The sequence below is a fragment of the Marinomonas sp. ATLA20 genome (genome assembly GCF_057180105.1).
The window spans coordinates 50,175-71,324 of record NZ_JBXUKU010000003.1 but is presented as its reverse complement, the minus strand read 5'-3'; the positions used below and the strand labels follow the sequence as shown (position 1 = coordinate 71,324).

Genomic DNA, 21,150 nt, shown 5'->3' with positions numbered 1-21,150 from the left:
TCAGTATCAATCTCCCCCTTTTTAGCACCATCCAAAAATATCTATGCCTTCATTTCATATCTACTCAAACGATATTTTTCACATCTCGATAAAAGTTTTCATGACTACCTAACGCCATGAGTTCGAGTATCACGGTGCCATCTTCGTAGCTGTAGCCAAGCAATGTAAGTTGTTTCACCATGTTAAATTTGTAGACACGGAGGAAGGATAAATCGCCTTTCTTCTGTTGCCCTAGAAACGGATCCTCAATCAATTCTCTGATCGCGTTATCCAGATCCGCTTTTTGGTTTTTATGCAGTTTTTTGACCGCTTTTTTAAAGGTGGTTGTTTGAAGAACTTGAGTAATGTTAGCCAAAGCTATAAGCCTCAAGTTTTCCGGCTTCTTTTTCCGCTTTAGCAATGATGGCTTGTTTTACGAACTCGTAAGGCAAATCAGGGTTATCTTCCATCATTTCACCAATTTTCGCCCAGTGTTCAATTTGCTTAGGTGTTGTACGGTTTAAAGCTTTTGCCATGATAGCCGCTTTATCAACCAGTTCTTGATCAAGTCGAATACTTGCAGTAGACATAATAAAATCTCCTAAGTGTTATATAAGAACTGTAGCAAATGGCCACAAATGCAGCAACACGCATCACCCCCCCCCTCCCTAAAGAACAATTAAGCTAGGTAATAATGAAATACGTTTGCCTGACCACAATGATCAACGGAGCATCAAGCTCCGCTCACGACGCCCTACGCCTTTTTCTCTATCAATGTAATCCAACAAAGTCAGTTCGACGCAATCCCGATTGCGCGACTTTATGGAGTTTCAGAGTCAGTTAAATAGAACAATTAGGGTCAGATAAAAATTAAACATGTTTGTCTGACCCTAATGGTCAACGGCGCATCACGCTGCGCTCATGACGCCCTACGTTTTTGTTCTCCATCCAACAAAATCTATTCACGGGTTTTATGTTGGTAAGCCGATCAAGCAGTTAGGCTCAGTTAAAAATACCTCCCCGCCCCGTAGATTGTTGTCATGACATAGTTATGCACAACATTCTGTACATGTTTTCCTTTTCAGACTAGACTTGTCTTATATAATGTACAAGTGAGGTGTAATATGAGAATTGTCTCTTTTACTGAAGCCCGAAATAATCTTAAGTCCGTTTTGGACGATGTGATTAACGATGCGGATACGACGGTAATCACTCGTCGTGATTCTGAAGATGCAGTGGTAATGTCATTGGATTACTACAACAGTCTTATGGAAACCGTTCACCTACTTCGTTCGCCAGCTAACGCAGAACACTTAAATCGTTCAATTGCACAATTTAAAGCGGGCAAAACATCTCAGCGAGAACTTATTGATGAGTAGCAGGCTTTTATCATGGACTGATGAAGCTTGGAACAGTTACGTTTATTGGCAGACACAAGACAAGAAAACCTTAAAACGCATCAATAAACTTATTACCGATGTTCAGCGTTCACCGTTTGAAGGAATTGGAAAACCGGAAGCCTTAAAAGAAAATCTAACAGGCTTCTGGTCTCGCAGAATCAATGATACTAATCGTTTGGTCTACGCCGTGGACGATGCCGCCATTACCATTATCTCGTGTCGTTATCATTACTAAAAAAAGCAATCATGATCAAATCAACTGGCTGCTGGTTAACCTAAAACTGTTGTTTGAAGTGTTTCAATGTTCGTTAGTTGTTTTAACAATGCCCAAAGCTTAATACACGAGTAACTTCCCATTTATCATTTGTATTGCTCCAAATCATCACTAAGTCGGCCTTTCCTTCGCATTTCTGAGTCCCATTTTGACAAAATGTGTGCTCACCTTCGGTAATGACACCAAAATCTTTAATTGGGTAAGCTTTAAAAGAGTCGGCTACGAGTTTTCGAGTGTAATGGCCACATACATATTTTTTCGTATTTTCAATCATAGAAGCACGATCCCAAGTAACGCCCTCGGTATCATGATAAAACTCGACATCAGGAGAGAAAAAAACTGGCATGTTTATCAAGCTCTTGAGGATCTTGGCAATGATTAAAAGATTCGAATAATTCGGTATCTAGTGATTTCATTCTATCTTCCAAAGACATTTCATCCGACCATGCTGGAAACGATAGAGACATTAATAGTACAAATATACTTTTTTCATGGGGCCTCAATAATTGCTCAGAAAGAAGATAAGGTCATTACAGTGTTTTAACATTTTTTCATCTAACATTTTTTCATCTAACATTTTTTCATCTAACATTTTTTCATCTGACCCTAAATTCTTAACGGAGCATATAAATTGTCTGTATTTTTTAACCAAAGCTTGCTTAAGCCTAGCCTGTAAAAACAAAATAAAGATAAAGGAAACTTTGTGATCAATAATTCTGGTTATTGTATCCAGATATGGATAAAATCGCCCCGAATTTTAAATCAGAAAAATTAAATTGTATTTTTACATGGAGTATCAGATGAAAACCCCTTCCTTCCGAACTTTAAAAAATTCTATGGTTTGCTTATCTATAGCAACAGCTTTAACTTTAGCAGGCTGTTCGGTAAACCAGTCGCATCGTTCTGTCGAATCGGAGACAGTAAAAAGCTATAACACTGATTACAAAGGAATAAAAACAACGTTGGTTGTTGGTAATTTCCAAAACCGCTCTTCATACATGCAAGGCCTTTTTTCGTCAGGCACTGACAAACTAGGTAACCAATCTAAAACCATTCTGAAGACACACCTTCAACAAACTAATCGATTTAAAGTTGTAGACAGAGAGAATTTAGAAGTTTTAAAACGTGAAGCCGAGCTGAATGGTGTAAAACAAACTTTAACTGGTGCTAGATATACAATTACCGGTGATGTAACAGAATTTGGACGAAAAGTAACTGGGGATAAACAGCTATTTGGGATTCTTGGATCAGCTAAAACTCAGACAGCCTATGCAAAAGTCAGCATTAACATTGTCGATGTTGTGAATGGAGAAATTGTTTATTCAACTCAAGCCGCTGGCGAATATGAACTCAGTAATCGCGAAGTAGTAGGCTTTGGATCAACGGCTAGTTACGATGCAACACTAAATGGCAAAGTACTAAACTTCGCCATTACAGAAGCAGTAAATAATATTGTACGTGATCTAGAGAACGGCACATGGGTGGTTCTATCAAATGAGCAGTAATAAAAACGCCAAACACTCTAATAAAATATCTTTCGCAATAGTATTTTTTTCGCTGTTCATTTTGAGTGGCTGCGCCACTAAGAAAAGTACTTTCTACTGGGGAGAATACGAAAACATGCTATACGGGATGTACATTAAGCCCGGTAGTGCTGATTCGACCACTCAAATTTCGACCTTAGTTACAGATATTCAAAAAGCAGAAGCACAAAATATTCCCATGGCACCTGGCATTCATGCTCATCTTGGGTATATGTATGCTTTAGAAGGTAATGTGGCTCAATCTAAATCAGAGTTTATGACTGAGAAAACTCTATTCCCAGAGTCTGCAATACTTATAGATGGAATGATGAAGCGTTTAGAAGGGACTAAATGATGCTAATGCCTAAAAATATATTTTTACTGTTTATACTCTCATTGACTCTTTTCATTGCAGGGTGTTCAACGCCACAACCTTATAACTATGATGCACTATTGGCGTCTGAACCTAGATCCATCTTAGTCATTCCCCCTAAGAATAACTCTGTAGAGGTAAACGCTCCATATATTTACTTATCAACGATAAGTAGACCATTAGGTGAAAGAGGTTATTACGTATTTCCAGTGGCTGTCATTGATACTTTTATGAAAGAAAATGGATTACCAACGCCAGAAGAGATGAACTCTGTTCCTCTCGACAAGCTGTATGAAAATATTGGTGCTGATGCCGTTCTGTATGTAGAAATTAATGACTGGGGGCAAAAGTTTAATGTGCTTTCCTCTGATACTGTCGTTAACGTATCAATGAGATTAGTTGATGGAAAAACAGGCACTCTATTATGGGATGCAAGCGCTTCTGTCGTCCAAAGCTCTAACTCAGGTAACAATGGCCTAATCGGCAGCCTCATAAACGCAGTTGCCTCACAAATCATGAACTCTATTTCAGATCAAACCCCAACCGTTGCAAGAACTGCAAATAACATGGCAATCTACAACCAAAACAGAGGATTGCTAAATGGCCCATACGCACCAATTATCGAAAAATAACATCTGATATAGTGTGAGTATTCCAGCGACTAATCGTAGTAACTGGAATTTTTTGGGAACACAAAGTGTTTGAAAAGAACCAATAACCCCATCTTCCGTCTTCCCCTTAAAAAGGGGAAGAAACTAAGACCTTAATGAAACCAACGCCCTCTCCACACAAATAGCTGAATGCGCGTCATTCGCCGCATAAAGTATCTGGTTTTCTTTAAGAGGATAAGCGCCCCAGTTGGATTTTTGGGCGCCTTTGCCAAGGCGTTTTCCGAGGACCATGGCGACGGCAGCACGAGCGCCAATGCTGTTTTTCTCGCCTGCCAGTTGCTTTAAGGTGACAGACAAGTCTTGCGTGTTGGTGATCTCGATGTTGAGCTTATTACGCAGTTCTTTGTTGTCGTCTTTAATACCAAAGCCAATTTTTTTGATTTTTGGGTTTTCTAGTATTTCCTTCGCTGCCGCCACAGCACTAAGAAATCGAACAGGAAACAGAAACGCTTTTGACTCGGTGGCAAGCTGAATCAGCGATGGACCTGGGCTGACTTGGCCTTTTTGGAAAATAGGTTTGCTTTCGGTGTCGAATCCAATAGACGTTTCGTTTTTAAGTGCTGTTATGGCTTGTGCGGCATCAAGTTCGTTTTCAACGATGACGATGTCACGAAGGCCAAGGCCAATATACAAGGGTAATTGGCTAATCTGTTCCTTGGTAGGACGTTCCATTCTGTTTCTCTTGTTTCTTTAAGCTTTTTTCAAATCAAACAATACGTCGTGAATTTCCGCTTTTAGCTCTTTATCGATGATTTTATTGCTGTGTATTTTGGCTTGTTCAAGGTATTCAATAGCACCGTTTTTGTCGCCAAGCTCTAGTTTCAGTTGAGCGGCCGCGAAGCCGATGGAGGAAAGGTAATCTTTGGAGTTTATAGCGGCGGCTTTTTCTAGCGCCTTGTCATAGATAACAATCGCCTGTTCTAAGTCGTCGGTAAAGTCGCCTAGGGTTTCCCACTGTACTGGGTGGTCTTTGTCTGTGCCGTCGTTGTCATCACAGATGGCTTTCAATTCTGCATAATATGCATCAAAACCCGCTTGGTCTTTTTTGTTGGCGCAGGTCATCAGTTCTTTGGCTAGATACAGTACTTCTTTGTATATTTTGGTGTTCATATTTTACTCTGTTGGAGGCATTCAATTATGCAATAACGAGTATGGTAATTTTAATGGGCCATTTATGACAGCTTTTCGGTGAGTTATTGATAAGAAGGGCTTTAACAAGGGCCCTTCTTTTTCTACAACACGGCCTAAACTTTTAGTTTTGACCCAATAAGACATGCTGAATCGTCGGATGATGACGGTCAGAATGCTTTGAAGCGATAGAGTTGTCCTCACGATCATAACGGCTAAAAGCATCACTACCAGTCAGACGTTTTTCCACGGCCTCGATGTGGTCTGCATCATCTTTGTTGACACGAGGTATGCAATATACATGCTTTAGATAGGTAAAAAATTTCTCACATAATACATTGTTTGCCTGCCAACCTTTGTCTATTTTTAACAGACGATTCACTAGTTGTGGGCCATCAATGGCTGTTAGCACTAGACCTTCAATGTTGTAGCAAGCATTGCCCAAAGTGATCACTCGTTTGCCCATTAGCAGTGATTCCATTCCAACGGTTGAATTGATGGTCACGACAGCCTGTGCTTTTTCAATTAATTCGGCTGTCGAGTTCCCATTTGCAAATAAACCAATTTCGTCTTTGTTGTATAAAGATGAATAATGTTTATGCCAAGAAGGGTGCTCTTTGAATACCACTTTTAATGAAGGATCGTTGAGCCTTTTTACTGCTTTTATGACTTCATCGTAAAGCATCTCCATAGAATTAATCCAAGGAGAGTAGCAAACAATTTGCGTATCATGGGGCACTTGAAATGGGACAAAAATGAAGCGCTCAGGCAAAGCCGCTGGCTGAAACTTTTGGCGCTTTTTAATATTACTACGAGGAACTATGTCAGGTGCTGAAAATTCAAGTTCGTTGTTTGGATCAAACTCTAGATAAAATTTTGGGTCATTGCTCAATGAAGAGGAATAATTAACGCCTTTCGGATCTAAGGAAACGGTCTGAGGCAACAATCCATTTTCAAAGTAGAACACGTTAATTCCTAGACTTTTAGCAGCCATATCGACAGTCACATTAGGCAGTTTCCGACCGTTCCAAATGACCACTGTGTCTGGCTTTTTGTCAATCAATACAGCGATAGCTTTCGCATATCTTAGGCGCTCAATACCCGTCAGAACGGTGGTATACAGGTAACTGAGACTTGCACTATTCCAAATTGAGTTAACTGCCCGCTTTCTTTTCAGTTGCTCTTGCATAATGTGGCTAAAATCAGCAGCAAAGGCTTTTTTCAAATACAATAAAGACGTTAGTTTGGGCAATCCTGTAATGTATAGCTGAGCATTAATATTGAGACGTGCCGTTAGGATTTTGTAATATCTAGCATGTACATTTTTTCGAGTAATAAATAAATAGTTCATAGTGTCACTCCCGCTGTATGCCTTGCGTCTTTTATAACAGGCAAATAAGACACAGATGTGACGAACTAACGACAGCCTACGAATTAACTGGCGGATTCAATGATTAGTCTCTATCAACGAAGGTCCATCAAACCGTACCAACTAATTTTTTAAGATATTGATATGATTATAGTTATTACTTTTTTCTTTATCCTACTGTCAGGTTCAGTTCATGCTTCAGGCTTACAGTCATGTGCGTTCATACCGAAACAGACGGAACAAAACTCCTCCCCTGAAATTGAGGTATTTCATCACTGTGCCTCTTATCAAAACAAACACCTAGAAATAACGGATAAACACTGGAGTAAGTTAAACTTCGACGAAAACAAACTAACGACGTTGTTTACCCAAGGCCACTATTTTTATCTTAAACCCGATAGAAGCTACTTGCCTGTTATCACCTACGACAATGGGGCCGATTATTTTGAGGAAGGTCTAACTAGGTCTTTATTAAACGGTAAAATAGCCTTCTACAATCATGACTTTGAGTTAGTTTTGGCAACTGATTTTGATTGGGTTTGGCCATTCCAAGATGGAATAGCCAGAGTGTGTCACGGTTGTATCGTCACTCAAGTTGATGAAGAGCATACTGAATTAACTGGCGGTATTTGGGGATATATTGATAAACAAGGACATCAGGTTGATCCAGCAAGATAGGCTACAACGGTTGCAAACACTCATTATCACAAAAAACAATATCGTTTCCACTTTAAACAATTATATAGACAAACATTATTTCTCTATTATCAAAATGCCTTTATTTGTTAAAGGCTGCTCTTAGGCTACAAGAGCAATAACAATAAAAATGGAGAACAAGTATGTTTAAAATCATTAATACCATCGCAATTTGCTCCACCCTTCTACTAAGCAGCGTTAGTGTTTTCGCCGCTGATAAAAACCCTAATAGAGATGATCGCTTTGAAACGAAATTTGTCTACGAGTCACGCGTGACGATAGACAAAGATCGAGTCACTGTTGGACAAAGCAAGTATGGTGAACGCGGCATTATTTGGATCACTGGTGGCGAATTTGAAGGCCCATCTCTAAAAGGTGAAGTTATTTCTGGTGGCGGTGACTGGCAGCTCGGTAGACCCGATGGCAGTAAAGAATTAGATGCAAAATACGCACTAAAAACCGATGATGGTTTTGTGATATTGGTTCAAAATAAGGTTACTATTAACCCAGAACCAACCAAAGAAAACCCTAGTAATCGTTATGCCCGAAGCGTATTGAGCTTCGAAGCTCCTATTGGCAGTCCCTATGAATGGATGAATAAATCTGTTTTTCTAGGCACATTAGACCGTGCCGATAATTACAACGAAGACCCTGCAGTGATCATTCGAGTGTGGCAACTGCTCTAAACGCCTTATTAAGCTCCGATACTTAAGCGTTATCGGAGCTTAATTGGTTAAAGGTTCTATTTTGGCGGATCAAACTCAAACCAGCTAATACAACAACCCCTAATACTAACCACGACCCAATAATGACTCCTGTCCAACCATCTGCTTGCCAGAAGGGATCAAGATAAAACCCACCTAGGCTAGCACCAAGATAATAGAATACTAGGTACAAGGAAGAGGCGCTGGCTTTAGCGTGCTTAGCATTGCGGCTAACAAAACCACTGGCTGTTGAGTGGCATAAAAAGAAGCCGAAGCTGTTGATCAATAATCCGGCAATAATCGCTAATAAAGATCCCCCCAATGTGACGAACGAGCCAAACATAAAAATACAGGTGCCAAGCACCATAATATTTGGCTGGCTCCAGCGTTTAGCCAATTTGCCCGAAATTGCGGAACCTAAGGTGCCAGACAAGTAAGTTAGGAAGAGCAAGCCTACATACTTAGCGGTTAAGTTATAAGGCTCAGCTTCCAAAACAAAGGTCACGTAACTGTATTGGTTGATAAAAATAAAAAAGCTAAAACCACCAATGAAGTAACTAGTTAATAAACGACGGTTCTGCAAATGGCTTTTCATGTTCATCAGAATGTGACCAACACGCAATGGTTTTGCTTCAAAATGCTGCGATTTTGGCAGTAGAAAGAAAAAGGCCAATAAACAAATCAGGCTAATCGCACTCATCACACCAAAGGTCGCTGATCGCCCCATCCATTCGCCAACAAACCCACCGATAAGACGGCCACCAATGCCGCCTAGGGTGTTGCCGCTAATGTATAAGCCAACGGCTACCATTAAGGCTTCAGGCGTGTATTCATCCCCCAAATACGCAACAGCAATCGCAGGCAACCCCGCCAAGAAGAACCCTTGTAGGCCGCGCAGCAATAATAAGGCTTCATAAGTTTGTACTAATGATAAACAAAAAGTGGTTAAGGTAATGCCGACCATGGTCATAACCATAATCCCTTTGCGGCCTAATGCGTCTGAAATTGGACCGTAGAAAAGTAAGGAGATGCCCAGTGTCAAAGTAGTAATAGTAAAGCTACCGCTGGCTTGCAGTGGCGTAATGGAAAATTCGTTGGCAATCATTGGCAACAGCGGCTGAGTCACATAAACGTTGGCAAAAATCATAAAAGAGCCAATGATGAGTGCCGCTGTGCCTCGCCAAAAAACAGAACTACCCACTTCTATCACAAACATTCTCCTACTATCGCAGCAGCATCAAACGGGAATGACGCCCGAATAAAACAATAAACTATCGTGATACTATACGCTTAGAAAAATAATCAATAAAATATATCCATCTTATTCAATCCATAAGGATTATTGATGGACATTAAACCGCTGCGCTACTTCATTGCCATTGCAAAAACCGAGAGCTTCACCAAAGCCGCGCAACAGCTTGGTGTTGCTCAGCCCGCGGTGAGTATGGCGATCAAGAAACTAGAGACGGATTTGGGTTTGACCTTAATTCATCGAGCCGATCGCAATATCGGACTCACAGACGAAGGCAAAAAGCTGCTGACCCATGCTGAAAAAATCATCCAAGCCACCGACGATGCCCTGTTAGAGATGAGTGAGCTAAAAGGATTGAGCCAAGGCGAAGTGCGCGTTGGTATTCCGAGCATGCTCGGCTCCTATTACTTCCCACCGATTCTGATGGCATTTCGTCATAAGTACCCCAGCATCACCTTAAAAGTCATAGAAGGTGGCACTTGGCAGTTACAGAAAATGCTCGAAAACGGAGAGTTGGACCTTAGCGTTATTGTTGCAGAAACGCTTCCTGACAGTTTGGAAACGCAAGCGCTGATTCGAGAAGAAATGCTGGTAACCATTGCGACGGATCATCCTTTCAGCCAGCTAGACAAAATCTCTCCTGACGACTTTTTTAATGAAGAGTTAGTGATGTTTAAAGAAGGCTATTTTCACCGCCGTATTGTCGATAAACTGGCGAAAGTCTGCAGAAAAACACCTAAAATCGGTTTCGAAACCAACCTGATTCCACTGATCAAATCCATCACTCAGCAAGGCTTCGGCATATCCACCCTACTTGCCATGGTGATTGAAGAGGACGACGACTTAATTACTCGCTCTTTTGATCCGCCAATCTGGCTAGACCTAGGTATTGCATGGCGTAAAGACAGTTACCTATCGAAAGCCAATCGCGCCTTCTTAGAGTTTGTCAGTGAACACGGACAATATAAACGCTAAGCAAATAAAAATGCCTGCCCCACACGAAGGCAGGGGCAGGCATTTACAATATTCAAAGCGGTTTAGTGAAATAAACGTGCTTCAAGCAAAGATGAGCTCTTAAAGCGATGCAAGCTTTTCGCACCAGCCAGAACAGCCAAATCAAGCACAGGTTCAAGTAAAACAACACTTAAATACGCCATACCAAACGTCGCCACAGACGCTAAGTTTTCGGCGCCGGAGCCTTGGCCATAAAACGCCCAAAAAGCCACCCAAGCAACAATGCCACCTTGGTAAGTTAAAGACAGTTTCAGCGCTTGCTTGTAGCTGATATTTACATAAGCGGTATTATCGGCAATCGTACGACGAGCAACGGCAGACATAGCAAACAGAGGCAACAATAAGGTGGTGACGTTCATGCCATATTGAGGTAAGTCAAATGGAGCAAATAATATCCCTTGCATTAATAGACCTAATATCAAGCCAATAGAAGCAGCGGCAGGGCCAAAGATAAGGAACAGCGTAGAGCCTAATATGAGATGCACTTCGGACACACCAACAGCGTGATGAGGCAAGAGTTCAAAAAAGGCAAAGACAAAAAGTGTGGTTAACACACTACGACTGATTAAAGACATTAGACCGTCTTTTTTAATCATATCGATAGACGCTTTCGCAGAAAAGCCAAATGCGGCCAACGCGGTCGCGTAACTCAAAACAATTTTCGCGCCATCAACGACGCCAGGTTCAATATGCACTATGTGCCTCCAAAAAATGTTTCATACTCACCCGTATGATTCAAATTAGCGGACTTTTACATGGCAAAATTTGCCCATAGAAAAAGTCCTGATCAATGAAGGCCGGTCTCCGGACTGATAAGTGTTTGGTCGATCTGTATTTATTAATCCCCTCGTTCCTTCCCATTAACGATATATCTATCTATTAACAGTGGAAGCGAGAAAAATACACCACTTATTTACCGTTGCGGGGGCAGTACAGGCTTTGTTTTTTAAGCGCACCTGTTTCCCGTTTCACCTTATAAAAGGCACCTTCACAAGAACTGCAAAATAGATCTTCTAAGTCAATTTACAGAGATTTGCAGCGTACGTTTATAAGAGACTTAAAGCAACTAACAAATAAAATAATGATAACTAGGAAGAATGCCTTTCATAGCGATAAGAAAGACATTCATATGAGAGAAATAAGGTGACTAGGAAGACTTTCGTCCAGATAAGGAACTACGAGCATTCATACGCGACTCAATATTCTTCAGCAAAGACGTGCGATGAAAAATAGTACCGCCAATAATCCCAATCGCACTACCAATAGAAATATCGACTAATCGATGCTCTAGTAAAACAGCAGTACTCATATTCGCACTGGTAAATTCAGCCATAATCACAGTCAGCGGCGTAATAAAAATCACGGCAGCACCATAGTTTTTGACGATCAGCAGCTCTACAACGAATTGAAAGATGATCATGCTTAGTGCTAAAACCCAATAATTCGGTTGCAAGGAAAACAAACACCAAGCGACCCCCATACCCAGCGCGGTTCCTACGATTCGATGAATATTTCGGTGCCAGATCATACGATAAGTCGCACCTTGTAAAATAGCGGCACAGGAAATAGGCACCCAAAGCGCATTAGGTAACGCTAACAACACAGCCAATAAATAAGAGAAAGCGATAAAGAAAGCCACTAACGCCCCTTCTAAAATAATCGCATTTACTTGAGGATCGATTTCCACTTTTGTAGCAGGTAACTCATTTGCGCCAGTCATCAGGCTATAAAAAAACGCCAAACCACATGACAACATGCCACCCAAGGCTACCATGCCAATATTCGCCGACCAACGGCCTAAATCAAACGGCAAGTAAATCGCCAAAGCAGAAACGAGAATAAAGAAGAAGCTGCCTGGAGGCGGTAGGCAATAATATCGAGTAATCACAATCGCACCGAAAGACAAAAGTCCAAGAGCAAATGCCGCAACATAAGGGTTAAAACTGGAAAGTGAACCAATGGTAAAACACACCATAAAACCAAAAGAGCACATAGCGAGTGTCACCATGCGATGCGCCGTTCGAGTTTTAGGTAAATATAAAATAACCATCGCCCCCAAACTAGACAGCGTCGCCAAGGCAAATTGATCTGTTGCTGCACCAATCAAGGCAGGAATACCAACACAAACAGCAGCAAGGACAGCCAGGTGCCAAGGACGCTTAACGTCACTCCATGCAAAAAGGCCTTTAATCTGGATAAATAACTTATTAGACAAAAACATACCCCGCAAAAAATGTTTAGTAGATAAACAGTATATCAGCATTATCTAAGCCTAATAGTGAAAAAAAAACAGTAAATAGCAGAGACCTCTGCGATAGAACAGAATGCCTATCCTTAATGATGAAAAAGACTAATCGGTTAATGTTTAATAAATACTTATATTCTTTTCATTCAAAAAACTTATAATCGGTTTGTAAGGATTTGTAAAATTTCAAATATAAAAACAACATTTTATGAAAGGACACACATTATGAACCTGATTCGCACCCTCTTATCCTTTTTAATGAAGGACAAAATAGTGGCGTCACCCAACTTTAACCGCTGGTTGGTTCCACCCGCTTCGATCGCTATTCACTTATGTATTGGTTCTGTTTATGCATGGAGTATTTTTAATCCAGCATTGACGAAGGAATTTGGTGTAGTCACTAGTGCTGCTCAAGATTGGAGCTTAAGCAGTGTAGTATGGATATTCTCTGTGGCCATTGTTTTTCTTGGCTTATCTGCCGCTATCGCAGGTAAATGGCTAGAAGAAGTGGGACCTCGTTGTGTTGGTGTCACGGCGGCATTCCTTTGGGGTGGTGGTTTTATTATCGGCAGCGTAGGGATATCAACACACCAACTATGGTTGGTGTATTTAGGCTACGGCGTGTTAGGTGGTTGTGGCTTAGGACTTGGCTATGTGTCCCCTGTTTCGACTTTACTTCGCTGGTTTCCTGATAAACGCGGTATGGCGACTGGTATGGCGATAATGGGCTTTGGTGGCGGGGCTATGATTGGCGCACCGCTAAAAGCCTTTTTGTTAGAAAAATTCGCTGTGGCGCCAACCTATCTTGGCCCTGAATCAGCAGTAAAGCTTATTACTGAGAGTGGTAAACGCTTTGCCGAAATGGCGAATGGTAAAATAGAGGTTGTAGTAGCAAGCGCTTCAGAGGCAGCCAAACTACCAACCCCAGGTGATGCAGGCGTATACATCGTCGGAACCGGTAATACTGGCGCAGCCAGTGTCTTCTTAACGCTGGGGATTGTGTATTTCATTATCATGATGGTTGCGGCATTTGCTTATCGTGTTCCACCTAAAGATTGGAAGCCGGAAGGTTGGACGCCACCAGCAAAAGATGCGGCGAACGTTATGATTAGCCGTAACAATGTCCATATTGATCAGGCCTTAAAGACGCCTCAATTTTGGCTGCTGTGGGCTGTGTTATGTTTGAACGTAACCGCGGGCATCGGAGTGATCGGTATTGCTAAAACCATGATGACGGAGATCTTCGGGTCAACCCTCCCGACTATTGCTACAGCAAGCTTTGCCGGTACTTACGTATTAATGATTTCTGTTTTTAATATGTGTGGTCGATTCTTTTGGGCGTCCACCTCAGACTTCATTGGGCGCAAAAACACCTATCACTGCTTCTTCATACTTGGAACAATTTTATACCTTTCTATTCCTTACGCCGCCTCTGCGGTAAGCGCAGATCCATCTGTGACTTGGTTAGTCATGTTCTATGCAGCAACCATGATTATTTTCACTATGTACGGCGGTGGATTTGCCACTATACCAGCTTACTTAGCGGATATTTTTGGCACGTTACACGTTGGTGGCATACATGGCCGATTGCTGACAGCATGGGCAACCGCTGGTGTTCTAGGGCCTTTCGTTATCACCTACCTAAGAAACCTCTCGGTAGAAAATGCGATCACTGACTTAGTTAGCAAAATTGACCCTGCCGCGTTTGAACAGAAATTTAATGCGTCTGTTTCTCAGTTAAATGAACTCATCGCTGCGAAATCGGTTACCGTCGCCAAATTGATGGAAATCGCACCAGCTGGCACAGTCGACCCGACATCTAGCCTCTATAATACGACGATGTATGTGATGGCTGGATTGTTGGTTGTTGGTTTCTTTGCGAACTTAATGGTCCGCCCCGTGAGCGAAAAACATCACGTAGAAAAAACTCACCCTAATCTATAGGAGCTGTACTTCATAAGCCCAAAAAGGTAAGAAAGCGAAAAACGTCTTCTTACCTTTTTATAAAGTGTTTTTGAGAATAACCAAGGATGAGCAAACCACTTTTAAAAGCGGTCATTTTAATGATCACTGGTAAGCATTGTTTAGCACGAGAACGATTGTGCATACAGAAAAACAGCAATCATCAATGCTTTCTAAGTTTGCTTAAACACATCTAGCAAAAAAGGAATTACTCATGATTCAAAAAATTAGAGCTATGCCTATCACACGTCAGTTAGCGGCTGTCGTCTTTTTAGTCTCAATCGTTTGTTTTAGCGCACTAACTTGGTTAGCTTCCAATAAATCCTATGATGGTTTTATGAAAAGCATAAATCACGAACTACAAACCAGCGCCAGTCAAGGCGATATGCTGCTCGACTTCTATTACGAGAATCTAGAAAGTAATACAGATAGATTGGCGGATATATTCTTCACACTGTTTCCAAATGGCATCCAGGTTAGTGATTCTGAAACCGTAAAAATTGGTGATTATGACAGCCCTTTAGCCACCAACTCGGGCGAAACGATTAACCTAAACTTCAGAAAGCCAGATCAATTCACCAAAATGACAGGAGGGACAGCAACGGTTTTCATTCGCTATGATGATGATTTTCTTCGTGTCAGCACCTCTCTCAAAAAGGCAGATGGTTCGCGCGCCTACGGGACACTTTTAGGCAAAGGCCACCCTGGCTATCAAAAACTCATCAATGGCGAAACGTACGCAGGCCCTGCGGCATTATTTGGTCGAAACTACATGACAAAATACGTTCCGTTTAAAGATGAAAAAGGTAAAGTCATTGGTATTCTTTATATTGGCTTTGACTATACCGAAGGGCTCAAAAACCTTGAAAACGAAATCAACGGCCTCTCCTACGGCAAAACAGGTAAAGCCACGGTTATTAACTTAAAAGAAGGCAAAGACTTCGGCCGAATTGTTATTGATTCCGACAACAAAGGTAAACTGTTTACAGAGCTTGGTTATAAAAACGCCGAACAAAATTTACAGCTTATGAAAGATCAAGAAAGTGGTACTTTTATAACAGAGCAAACCATTAATAATGAACAACAGCAAAGCGTTATGGCATTTAGCCGCTCTGATAACTGGAACTGGGCGATTATCACTGGCGGGGCGATTAAAGAGTTTACTCTTGTTGCTGACTCAGTTAGAGATAGTCTGATCGTTATTTCTCTGATTTGCGCACTTATTCTTGTGCTCCTTGTGGCCTACATTACACAGCGAATTCTTTCCCCATTGCAACGCGTCAGCAAAGACCTCCAAGAACTCGGTAACGGTAATCTTTCCACGCATTTGTTCGAGAACGGGCAAGCTCATCAGCCCCATAGTCGCAATGAAATCGCGATTTTGTTCGAACACGGACGAAATACCATTAAGCAATTACGCGCCATGCAAATGGAAGTAAGAAGCAGTATGACGTTACTCGCCAGCTCCAGCCAGAAAGTACAAGAAACCGCCACATTGGCTTCAAAAGGCATGACCAAACAGCAAGTTGAAACAGACTTAGTTGCGACTGCAATGAACCAGATGGTTATTGCCGTTGAAGATGTGTCAAAGAACATCACCGAGACAACCAATGAAACTCATAAAGCCGACGAAGAAACTCGAGCTGGTACTCAGGTAGTCAATAATGTTGCTGCCGATATGCAAGCGCTCGCTAAGGTTATTGGTCATGCTTCTTCAGTCATGCAAGAAGTTGAAAAAGAGAGTGTTAGTATTGGTTCTGTTCTCGATGTTATTCGCAGTATTGCAGAACAAACCAACCTGCTGGCGCTTAACGCGGCCATTGAAGCAGCTCGCGCCGGAGAACAAGGACGAGGCTTTGCCGTGGTTGCCGATGAGGTAAGAACGCTGGCTACTCGAACTCAAGATGCGACATCTGAAATAGAAGGTATGATTAGTCAGCTACAGAAACTGTCTAAAACAGCGTCAATGGAAGTCATCAGTGGACGTGATCAAGCAGCAGAGAATGCAGAAAAAGCATTAGCCGCAAGCAAAGGCTTAACGAAAGTCACCGAATCTGTCAGCTTAATTAACTCAATGTCGATTAGCATCGCCAGCTCCATTACAGAGCAATCTGCCGTTGCTAATAGTGTTAATGAGAACATAGATAACATTCGCAGCGTATCAAACGAGACGACCAACGGCGTTGAAGAATTGATGGCAACCACTCAGACTCTTTCTGAGGTGTTAGAAAAACTAAAAGTTTCAGTAGACAGATTCTCTCTGTAATTTCAGTATTTAAAAGACTCGATTTTTTAAAAAAAAGGGAACAGCCGATGGCTTGTTCCCTTTCTCATGCACTTAAGAAGTCTTGGAGAATTTATTTGAAGATTTTATCAGACCAAACCGTCAAACCTGCCGCCACACTACCAAAGTGGTCACCATCCAATACAGGAATGTCACCGATATTCGCTTGAATTGCATCACGAATAACTGGCGATTTAGCCGAGCCCCCCGTCATATAAATGAGATCTGGTTTCTCGCCCGCTTGCTCAATGGCTGCTTTCATTAAATTCAGCATTTTCTCTAATGGCGAAGTAATCGATTTCGCCAATTGTTCGCGGGTAATATCAGCACCTAAAGCGGCTTCGATATAATCCAGTGAAGCGCAATAGTTCTGGGCGTCGGACAACGCAATCTTCGCCTCTTCCGCACTGCGAACAATATGATAATTATGCTTTTCTTCACGCATTCGCAAGAAACGCTCAATCAATTTTGGTTCTGCCGCATCCACTCGTAGCTGATGCATTTGGTTCTTCGTTTCCATACTATTGAAGGTCGCAATGGCAGAAACATCATTGGTTGTGATGGCATTCCAATAAAGTTGCGTCGGCATTGGCAAGCCTGTTTTTAACAATGACTCCATACCAAACAGCGGCATTAAATGCTTACCTGCAATCTGTATATCTAAATCATTACCGCCAATCCGCTCACCGGTATGCGCTAAAAAATCACCACGACGATCTTCTTTTTGTAGATAATCAGGGCCCATACGAACCATAGCGCAGTCCGTAGTACCACCACCGATATCCACAACCAATACCGTTTTATTTTCAGTAAGCTTGACTTCAAAATCCAAACCAGCCGCAATTGGCTCATAAAGAAACTCGATTTCTTTAAAACCAGCACGCTTGCCTGCTGTCGTTAGAATCTCTAGCGCTTGGCGGTTACTGACTTCCGCATCAAGGCCCTGGAAGTTAACAGGACGACCAATAACAGTGTGAGTAATATCAGCACCCAAGCTTTTTTCAGCACGCTGTTTGATGTTTTGCATCATCACAGTGACAACATCTTCAAAAAAATGTATGTGCTCAGAACGCAGTCCTGCGCCGCCTAGAAATGACTTAGGTGATTTTACGAAGTAACCTTCTTCAGGCCATTGGAAATATTCGTCAAATGCCGCGCGACCAAAAAATAACGTTTGATCTTCATCCGCAATGTCTTCTTCATAACGGGCTCGTTTTGCCCTTGTTAACGCGTTCATTCGCAATTCTGCAAACGCTTGCCTTGACTGAATATCTGGCAGCCCTCTTCCGACCGCTTCAGTAATTAAATCTCGATCTAAAGCATACAAAGTAGAGGGTAAAAATGCATGTTCTCCTTCTAAAGCGACCAAACGCACAGCCGAATCTTGCACAATACCTAATGCACAATTCGATGTTCCGTAATCAAATCCACAAATCATCTATACTCTACCTATCATCGCTCATAAAAGGGCCGCGGACGATAACAGAAAGATCCAAAAGTATCAAAGCCATCAGGAACACCAAGAAAACATTTATTGGGTAACACAAAAAACTGCAGTGAAATAACACTGACTCATATAGAATATACTCTGTGTTTATAATTGCAGTTACCACTAAGCTCAGGAGATCTTAAATGCATCTTTCGCTACAAACCAAAATAACCCTTCAGTCCATTATTGTGGCTGTGATCATTGCGATCGGAATCGGAGGTGTCTCTTTTTACGCCTTCAAAAGCGACAGTGATGCTCGCATAAAATCTGAAGTCAGCTCTCAAGCTAATGCTATCTCTACTTATATTAATAGCTGGTCTAATGATCGCATCAGCGCAATGCAAGCCGTCAAACAAAAGATAGAAGCCTCTTTACAAGACAACACTGACATAAACGAAAAAGAGGTTCTGGATATTCTCCAACAAGCCCAAGCCAGCCTAGGATTCGGCATGACCTATTTGGGCATGGAAAACGGGGCCATGTATCGTCATGATCCATCACTGAACAGCGCAGATTACGACCCTCGTAAACGCAGCTGGTACATCGATGCGAAAGCCAAAAACAGCGCCTACATAACGGCACCATATATTTCGGCCTCCACCAAAAAGCTTTCAATGACATTCGTAGAGCCTATAACCGTTAACGGGAAGTTTATCGGCGCTATCGGCGGTTTGGTATTTCTAGACAGTGTATTGGATAGCATTTTGGCCATGAAAGTAGCGGGGGACGGCTACAGTGTCTTATTTGATGGCGACGGTAAAATTATAGCTCACCCCAATACAGATCGTATTTTAAAAGATGCTACGAATTTATCACCGATATTAAGCAATGACTTTTTTAAAGGCGTTGGCACTAAAGCTAAATTTACCGAGCTAAATATAGACGGCAAAGATATCGATATGTATGCCAGCAACATTAAAGGCAGCCCTTGGGTTTTAGGGTTGATGATGAACAAAGACGTTCTGAATGCCCCACTTGTTAGCTTGGGTACAAACATTATTATCGCGGTATTTATTTTGCTTACCATCGCAATACTCGTAGTGGTTCAAGTAACTCGATTCTTGCTTAAAGATTTACGTCGAGTGTCTGACAGCATGGCACAAATAGCACAAGGGGATGGCGATCTAACACAACGCTTAACAGCCAGCTCTAAAGATGAGATCGCCGTATTGGTCGACAACTTTAATAAGTTTGTCGCGCTATTGCACGGCACTGTCTCACACCTTAAAAAAATTGGTCACGATCTAGCTGACCAAGCCAGTGCCGCCCACGATTCTTCGAGAAACAGCTCACTGAAACTAGAAGAACAACAGCACAATATCTCTATGGTGGCGACGGCCATTCATCAGATGGCACAAGCGACACAAGAGATTGCGGGCAATGCGACCAATACCGCCATCAATGCTGATGAAACCGTAACCGCGAGCAATATCGGTCAAACTCAGGTACTAAAAAGCCAAGAAAGTATTCGAACACTGGCTGCTGATATCCAAGGCGTGGCAACGGTTATTAATGACCTCAGCAAAAATGCAGATGGCATCAATACCATCTTAACGACCATTTCAGGCATAGCAGAACAAACTAACCTATTAGCCCTAAATGCTGCCATTGAAGCAGCGCGAGCTGGCGAACAGGGCCGTGGCTTTGCCGTGGTGGCTGATGAGGTTCGAGTTCTGTCTCAACGTACTTATAGCTCGATTGAAGAAATTCAAAAAATGATTGAGTCCCTGCAAAAGATCACTAAAGACGCCGTGGGCAAAATTCAGTTAAGTCATACTAGAGCAAACAGCAGTGTTGAAGATGTTAATCAGGCAAAAGAAAGCCTAGATAAAATTCAGCAGTCTGTTACAACGATCAACGACCGCGCGGCACAAATTGCAACGGCCACCGAAGAGCAAACCAGTGTCACCGCAGAAGTGAATCAAAATACGGCCGACATACAACAAGGTTCAACCGAATTGGTCGTTCTTGCAGCAGAGAGCGCCGCTCGAGCTGAAGAACTTAAATCTCTAGCAGATGACCTAACGAAAAACATTAATAATTTTAGAACTTAATAAACGGATATCAATAAAAACGGCCTATCAGATTTACCTGATAGGCCGTTTTTATTTCTCTAACTATTATGCTTTCGCAACAGATTACACTAGTGGTGAAACGCCAATAATCGCTTGATGAAGATAAAAAACGATAGCGAACCACGATACCATAGCAAAAACAAAAGCAATCAAGTTCGTTGGGACAGTGGATTCTTCAGAGGTTTTATAGACAACGCCAGCCTTACGATCTCGTCGACGATAAACGGCAAAGCTCACAATAGACCAAACCAAGAAGCTTCCAAAGATAATCATATCCGCTAAAGTACCGTTACTGATTAAATGCGCGAAAGCCCATAGCTTGACCGCGATTAACATGGGATAGCCCATTTTGTTTTTCAGCGATGTATTTGGCACTAACGCAGAACCAACGAAGAAAAGCGCAACCAGCACCAGCAAGCCAGCTAGATGGCGAGTCCAAACAGGAGGAAACCACAACCACACAGGCTCAAGGCGAACTTGCATATAGCCCATTACAATAAAAGCAGTAGCCAGTAACGTAATCATGCCAAAACGCATCTTCCAGCGCATAGCACCATGAGCCGTCATGATCTTCTCTCGCCATTGCGGAGCAACCAAGCGAACAGAGTGCAAACAAAAGAAAATGACCAAACCTAAAACTAAAATCAACATACTAAGATGTTCCTCATACACTTTAAAAATCTTCCAACTATCGCGGCTCGGCTATTCTTGA

The 21,150-nt window shown here is 42.0% G+C and carries 22 protein-coding genes and 1 riboswitch; of the genes, 11 read left to right on the top strand and 11 right to left on the bottom strand.

Annotation, left to right across the window (positions count from 1 at the left end; genetic code table 11):
* Positions 1-64: 64 nt before the first annotated feature.
* Together AC2A4J_RS06745 and AC2A4J_RS06740 are read right to left on the bottom strand one after the other, a co-directional pair.
* The gene (locus AC2A4J_RS06745) at positions 65-355 is read right to left on the bottom strand and encodes a type II toxin-antitoxin system RelE/ParE family toxin (RefSeq protein WP_484175411.1); all 291 of its coding nucleotides are present in this window, start codon (positions 353-355) and stop codon (positions 65-67) included.
* Positions 348-569 carry a TA system antitoxin ParD family protein gene (locus AC2A4J_RS06740; RefSeq protein WP_100188361.1) on the bottom strand — a complete coding sequence of 74 codons (222 nt, stop codon included), beginning with the start codon at positions 567-569 and terminating at the stop codon, positions 348-350. Before AC2A4J_RS06740 ends, AC2A4J_RS06745 begins: the two co-directional genes overlap by 8 nt.
* Positions 570-1,103: 534 nt before the next feature.
* Between AC2A4J_RS06740 and AC2A4J_RS06735 the strand changes: the two genes are divergently transcribed.
* Together AC2A4J_RS06735 and AC2A4J_RS06730 are read left to right on the top strand one after the other, a co-directional pair.
* Positions 1,104-1,358: a type II toxin-antitoxin system Phd/YefM family antitoxin gene (locus tag AC2A4J_RS06735; protein WP_012069116.1), complete on the top strand. Its 255-nt coding sequence runs from the start codon at positions 1,104-1,106 to the stop codon at positions 1,356-1,358.
* On the top strand, positions 1,351-1,614 hold the full coding sequence (locus AC2A4J_RS06730; RefSeq protein WP_484175410.1) for a Txe/YoeB family addiction module toxin: 264 nt from the start codon (positions 1,351-1,353) through the stop codon (positions 1,612-1,614). Before AC2A4J_RS06735 ends, AC2A4J_RS06730 begins: the two co-directional genes overlap by 8 nt.
* 82 nt (positions 1,615-1,696) lie before the next feature.
* On the opposite strand, the gene AC2A4J_RS06725 is transcribed toward AC2A4J_RS06730, so the two are convergent.
* The gene (locus AC2A4J_RS06725) at positions 1,697-1,999 is read right to left on the bottom strand and encodes a DUF4440 domain-containing protein (protein ID WP_484175409.1); all 303 of its coding nucleotides are present in this window, start codon (positions 1,997-1,999) and stop codon (positions 1,697-1,699) included.
* 454 nt (positions 2,000-2,453) lie between these two features.
* Between AC2A4J_RS06725 and AC2A4J_RS06720 the strand changes: the two genes are divergently transcribed.
* From AC2A4J_RS06720 to AC2A4J_RS06710, 3 genes are read left to right on the top strand one after another with little or no spacing between them, the layout of a single operon-like run.
* Positions 2,454-3,158, top strand: coding sequence for a CsgG/HfaB family protein (locus AC2A4J_RS06720; RefSeq protein ID WP_484175408.1), 705 nt, complete (start codon positions 2,454-2,456; stop codon positions 3,156-3,158).
* Entirely contained in the window at positions 3,148-3,531 is a 384-nt protein-coding gene (locus AC2A4J_RS06715) for a DUF4810 domain-containing protein (RefSeq protein ID WP_484175407.1), read from the top strand. The genes AC2A4J_RS06720 and AC2A4J_RS06715 overlap by 11 nt, the downstream gene beginning before the upstream one ends.
* Complete coding sequence (locus tag AC2A4J_RS06710) at positions 3,528-4,181, top strand: DUF799 domain-containing protein (RefSeq protein WP_484175406.1); 654 nt, start codon at positions 3,528-3,530, stop codon at positions 4,179-4,181. Before AC2A4J_RS06715 ends, AC2A4J_RS06710 begins: the two co-directional genes overlap by 4 nt.
* A gap of 123 nt (positions 4,182-4,304) precedes the next feature.
* On the opposite strand, the gene AC2A4J_RS06705 is transcribed toward AC2A4J_RS06710, so the two are convergent.
* From AC2A4J_RS06705 to AC2A4J_RS06695, 3 genes are all read right to left on the bottom strand, one after another.
* Positions 4,305-4,892 carry a 3'-5' exonuclease gene (locus AC2A4J_RS06705; RefSeq protein ID WP_484175405.1) on the bottom strand — a complete coding sequence of 196 codons (588 nt, stop codon included), beginning with the start codon at positions 4,890-4,892 and terminating at the stop codon, positions 4,305-4,307.
* An 18-nt stretch (positions 4,893-4,910) separates the two neighbouring features.
* Positions 4,911-5,330, bottom strand: coding sequence for a tetratricopeptide repeat protein (locus AC2A4J_RS06700; RefSeq protein ID WP_110573998.1), 420 nt, complete (start codon positions 5,328-5,330; stop codon positions 4,911-4,913).
* Positions 5,331-5,472: 142 nt separating this feature from the next.
* Positions 5,473-6,699 carry a capsular polysaccharide export protein, LipB/KpsS family gene (locus AC2A4J_RS06695; RefSeq protein ID WP_484175404.1) on the bottom strand — a complete coding sequence of 409 codons (1,227 nt, stop codon included), beginning with the start codon at positions 6,697-6,699 and terminating at the stop codon, positions 5,473-5,475.
* Between the two features lie 162 nt (positions 6,700-6,861).
* On the opposite strand from AC2A4J_RS06695, the gene AC2A4J_RS06690 reads away from it, so the two are divergent.
* Both AC2A4J_RS06690 and AC2A4J_RS06685 read left to right on the top strand, forming a co-directional pair.
* Positions 6,862-7,395: a WG repeat-containing protein gene (locus AC2A4J_RS06690; protein ID WP_484175403.1), complete on the top strand. Its 534-nt coding sequence runs from the start codon at positions 6,862-6,864 to the stop codon at positions 7,393-7,395.
* 161 nt (positions 7,396-7,556) lie between these two features.
* Complete coding sequence (locus AC2A4J_RS06685) at positions 7,557-8,099, top strand: DUF3237 domain-containing protein (protein WP_484175402.1); 543 nt, start codon at positions 7,557-7,559, stop codon at positions 8,097-8,099.
* Between the two features lie 22 nt (positions 8,100-8,121).
* On the opposite strand, the gene AC2A4J_RS06680 is transcribed toward AC2A4J_RS06685, so the two are convergent.
* The gene (locus AC2A4J_RS06680; protein WP_484175401.1) at positions 8,122-9,327 is read right to left on the bottom strand and encodes an MFS transporter; all 1,206 of its coding nucleotides are present in this window, start codon (positions 9,325-9,327) and stop codon (positions 8,122-8,124) included.
* Positions 9,328-9,462: 135 nt separating this feature from the next.
* Here AC2A4J_RS06680 and AC2A4J_RS06675 point away from each other — a divergent pair, with 135 nt between their 5' ends.
* The gene (locus tag AC2A4J_RS06675) at positions 9,463-10,344 is read left to right on the top strand and encodes a LysR family transcriptional regulator (protein WP_484175400.1); all 882 of its coding nucleotides are present in this window, start codon (positions 9,463-9,465) and stop codon (positions 10,342-10,344) included.
* A 62-nt stretch (positions 10,345-10,406) separates the two neighbouring features.
* Here AC2A4J_RS06675 and AC2A4J_RS06670 read toward each other — a convergent pair whose 3' ends face one another.
* Together AC2A4J_RS06670 and AC2A4J_RS06665 are read right to left on the bottom strand one after the other, a co-directional pair.
* Positions 10,407-11,078: an energy-coupling factor ABC transporter permease gene (locus tag AC2A4J_RS06670; RefSeq protein WP_484175399.1), complete on the bottom strand. Its 672-nt coding sequence runs from the start codon at positions 11,076-11,078 to the stop codon at positions 10,407-10,409.
* Between the two features lie 83 nt (positions 11,079-11,161).
* A riboswitch (cobalamin riboswitch) is annotated at positions 11,162-11,388 on the bottom strand.
* A 142-nt stretch (positions 11,389-11,530) separates the two neighbouring features.
* Positions 11,531-12,604 carry an FUSC family protein gene (locus tag AC2A4J_RS06665; RefSeq protein ID WP_484175398.1) on the bottom strand — a complete coding sequence of 358 codons (1,074 nt, stop codon included), beginning with the start codon at positions 12,602-12,604 and terminating at the stop codon, positions 11,531-11,533.
* A gap of 297 nt (positions 12,605-12,901) precedes the next feature.
* On the opposite strand from AC2A4J_RS06665, the gene AC2A4J_RS06660 reads away from it, so the two are divergent.
* Positions 12,902-14,572 carry an OFA family MFS transporter gene (locus AC2A4J_RS06660; protein WP_484175397.1) on the top strand — a complete coding sequence of 557 codons (1,671 nt, stop codon included), beginning with the start codon at positions 12,902-12,904 and terminating at the stop codon, positions 14,570-14,572.
* A 232-nt stretch (positions 14,573-14,804) separates the two neighbouring features.
* Positions 14,805-16,856 carry a methyl-accepting chemotaxis protein gene (locus tag AC2A4J_RS06655; RefSeq protein WP_484175396.1) on the top strand — a complete coding sequence of 684 codons (2,052 nt, stop codon included), beginning with the start codon at positions 14,805-14,807 and terminating at the stop codon, positions 16,854-16,856.
* Between the two features lie 91 nt (positions 16,857-16,947).
* On the opposite strand, the gene yegD is transcribed toward AC2A4J_RS06655, so the two are convergent.
* Positions 16,948-18,312 carry a molecular chaperone gene (gene yegD / locus AC2A4J_RS06650; RefSeq protein ID WP_484175395.1) on the bottom strand — a complete coding sequence of 455 codons (1,365 nt, stop codon included), beginning with the start codon at positions 18,310-18,312 and terminating at the stop codon, positions 16,948-16,950.
* Positions 18,313-18,506: 194 nt separating this feature from the next.
* Between yegD and AC2A4J_RS06645 the strand changes: the two genes are divergently transcribed.
* Positions 18,507-20,417, top strand: coding sequence for a methyl-accepting chemotaxis protein (locus AC2A4J_RS06645; RefSeq protein ID WP_484175394.1), 1,911 nt, complete (start codon positions 18,507-18,509; stop codon positions 20,415-20,417).
* 84 nt (positions 20,418-20,501) lie between these two features.
* On the opposite strand, the gene AC2A4J_RS06640 is transcribed toward AC2A4J_RS06645, so the two are convergent.
* Positions 20,502-21,089, bottom strand: a complete 588-nt coding sequence (locus tag AC2A4J_RS06640) for an NnrU family protein (RefSeq protein ID WP_255828390.1) — start codon at positions 21,087-21,089, stop codon at positions 20,502-20,504.
* Positions 21,090-21,150: the final 61 nt, after the last annotated feature.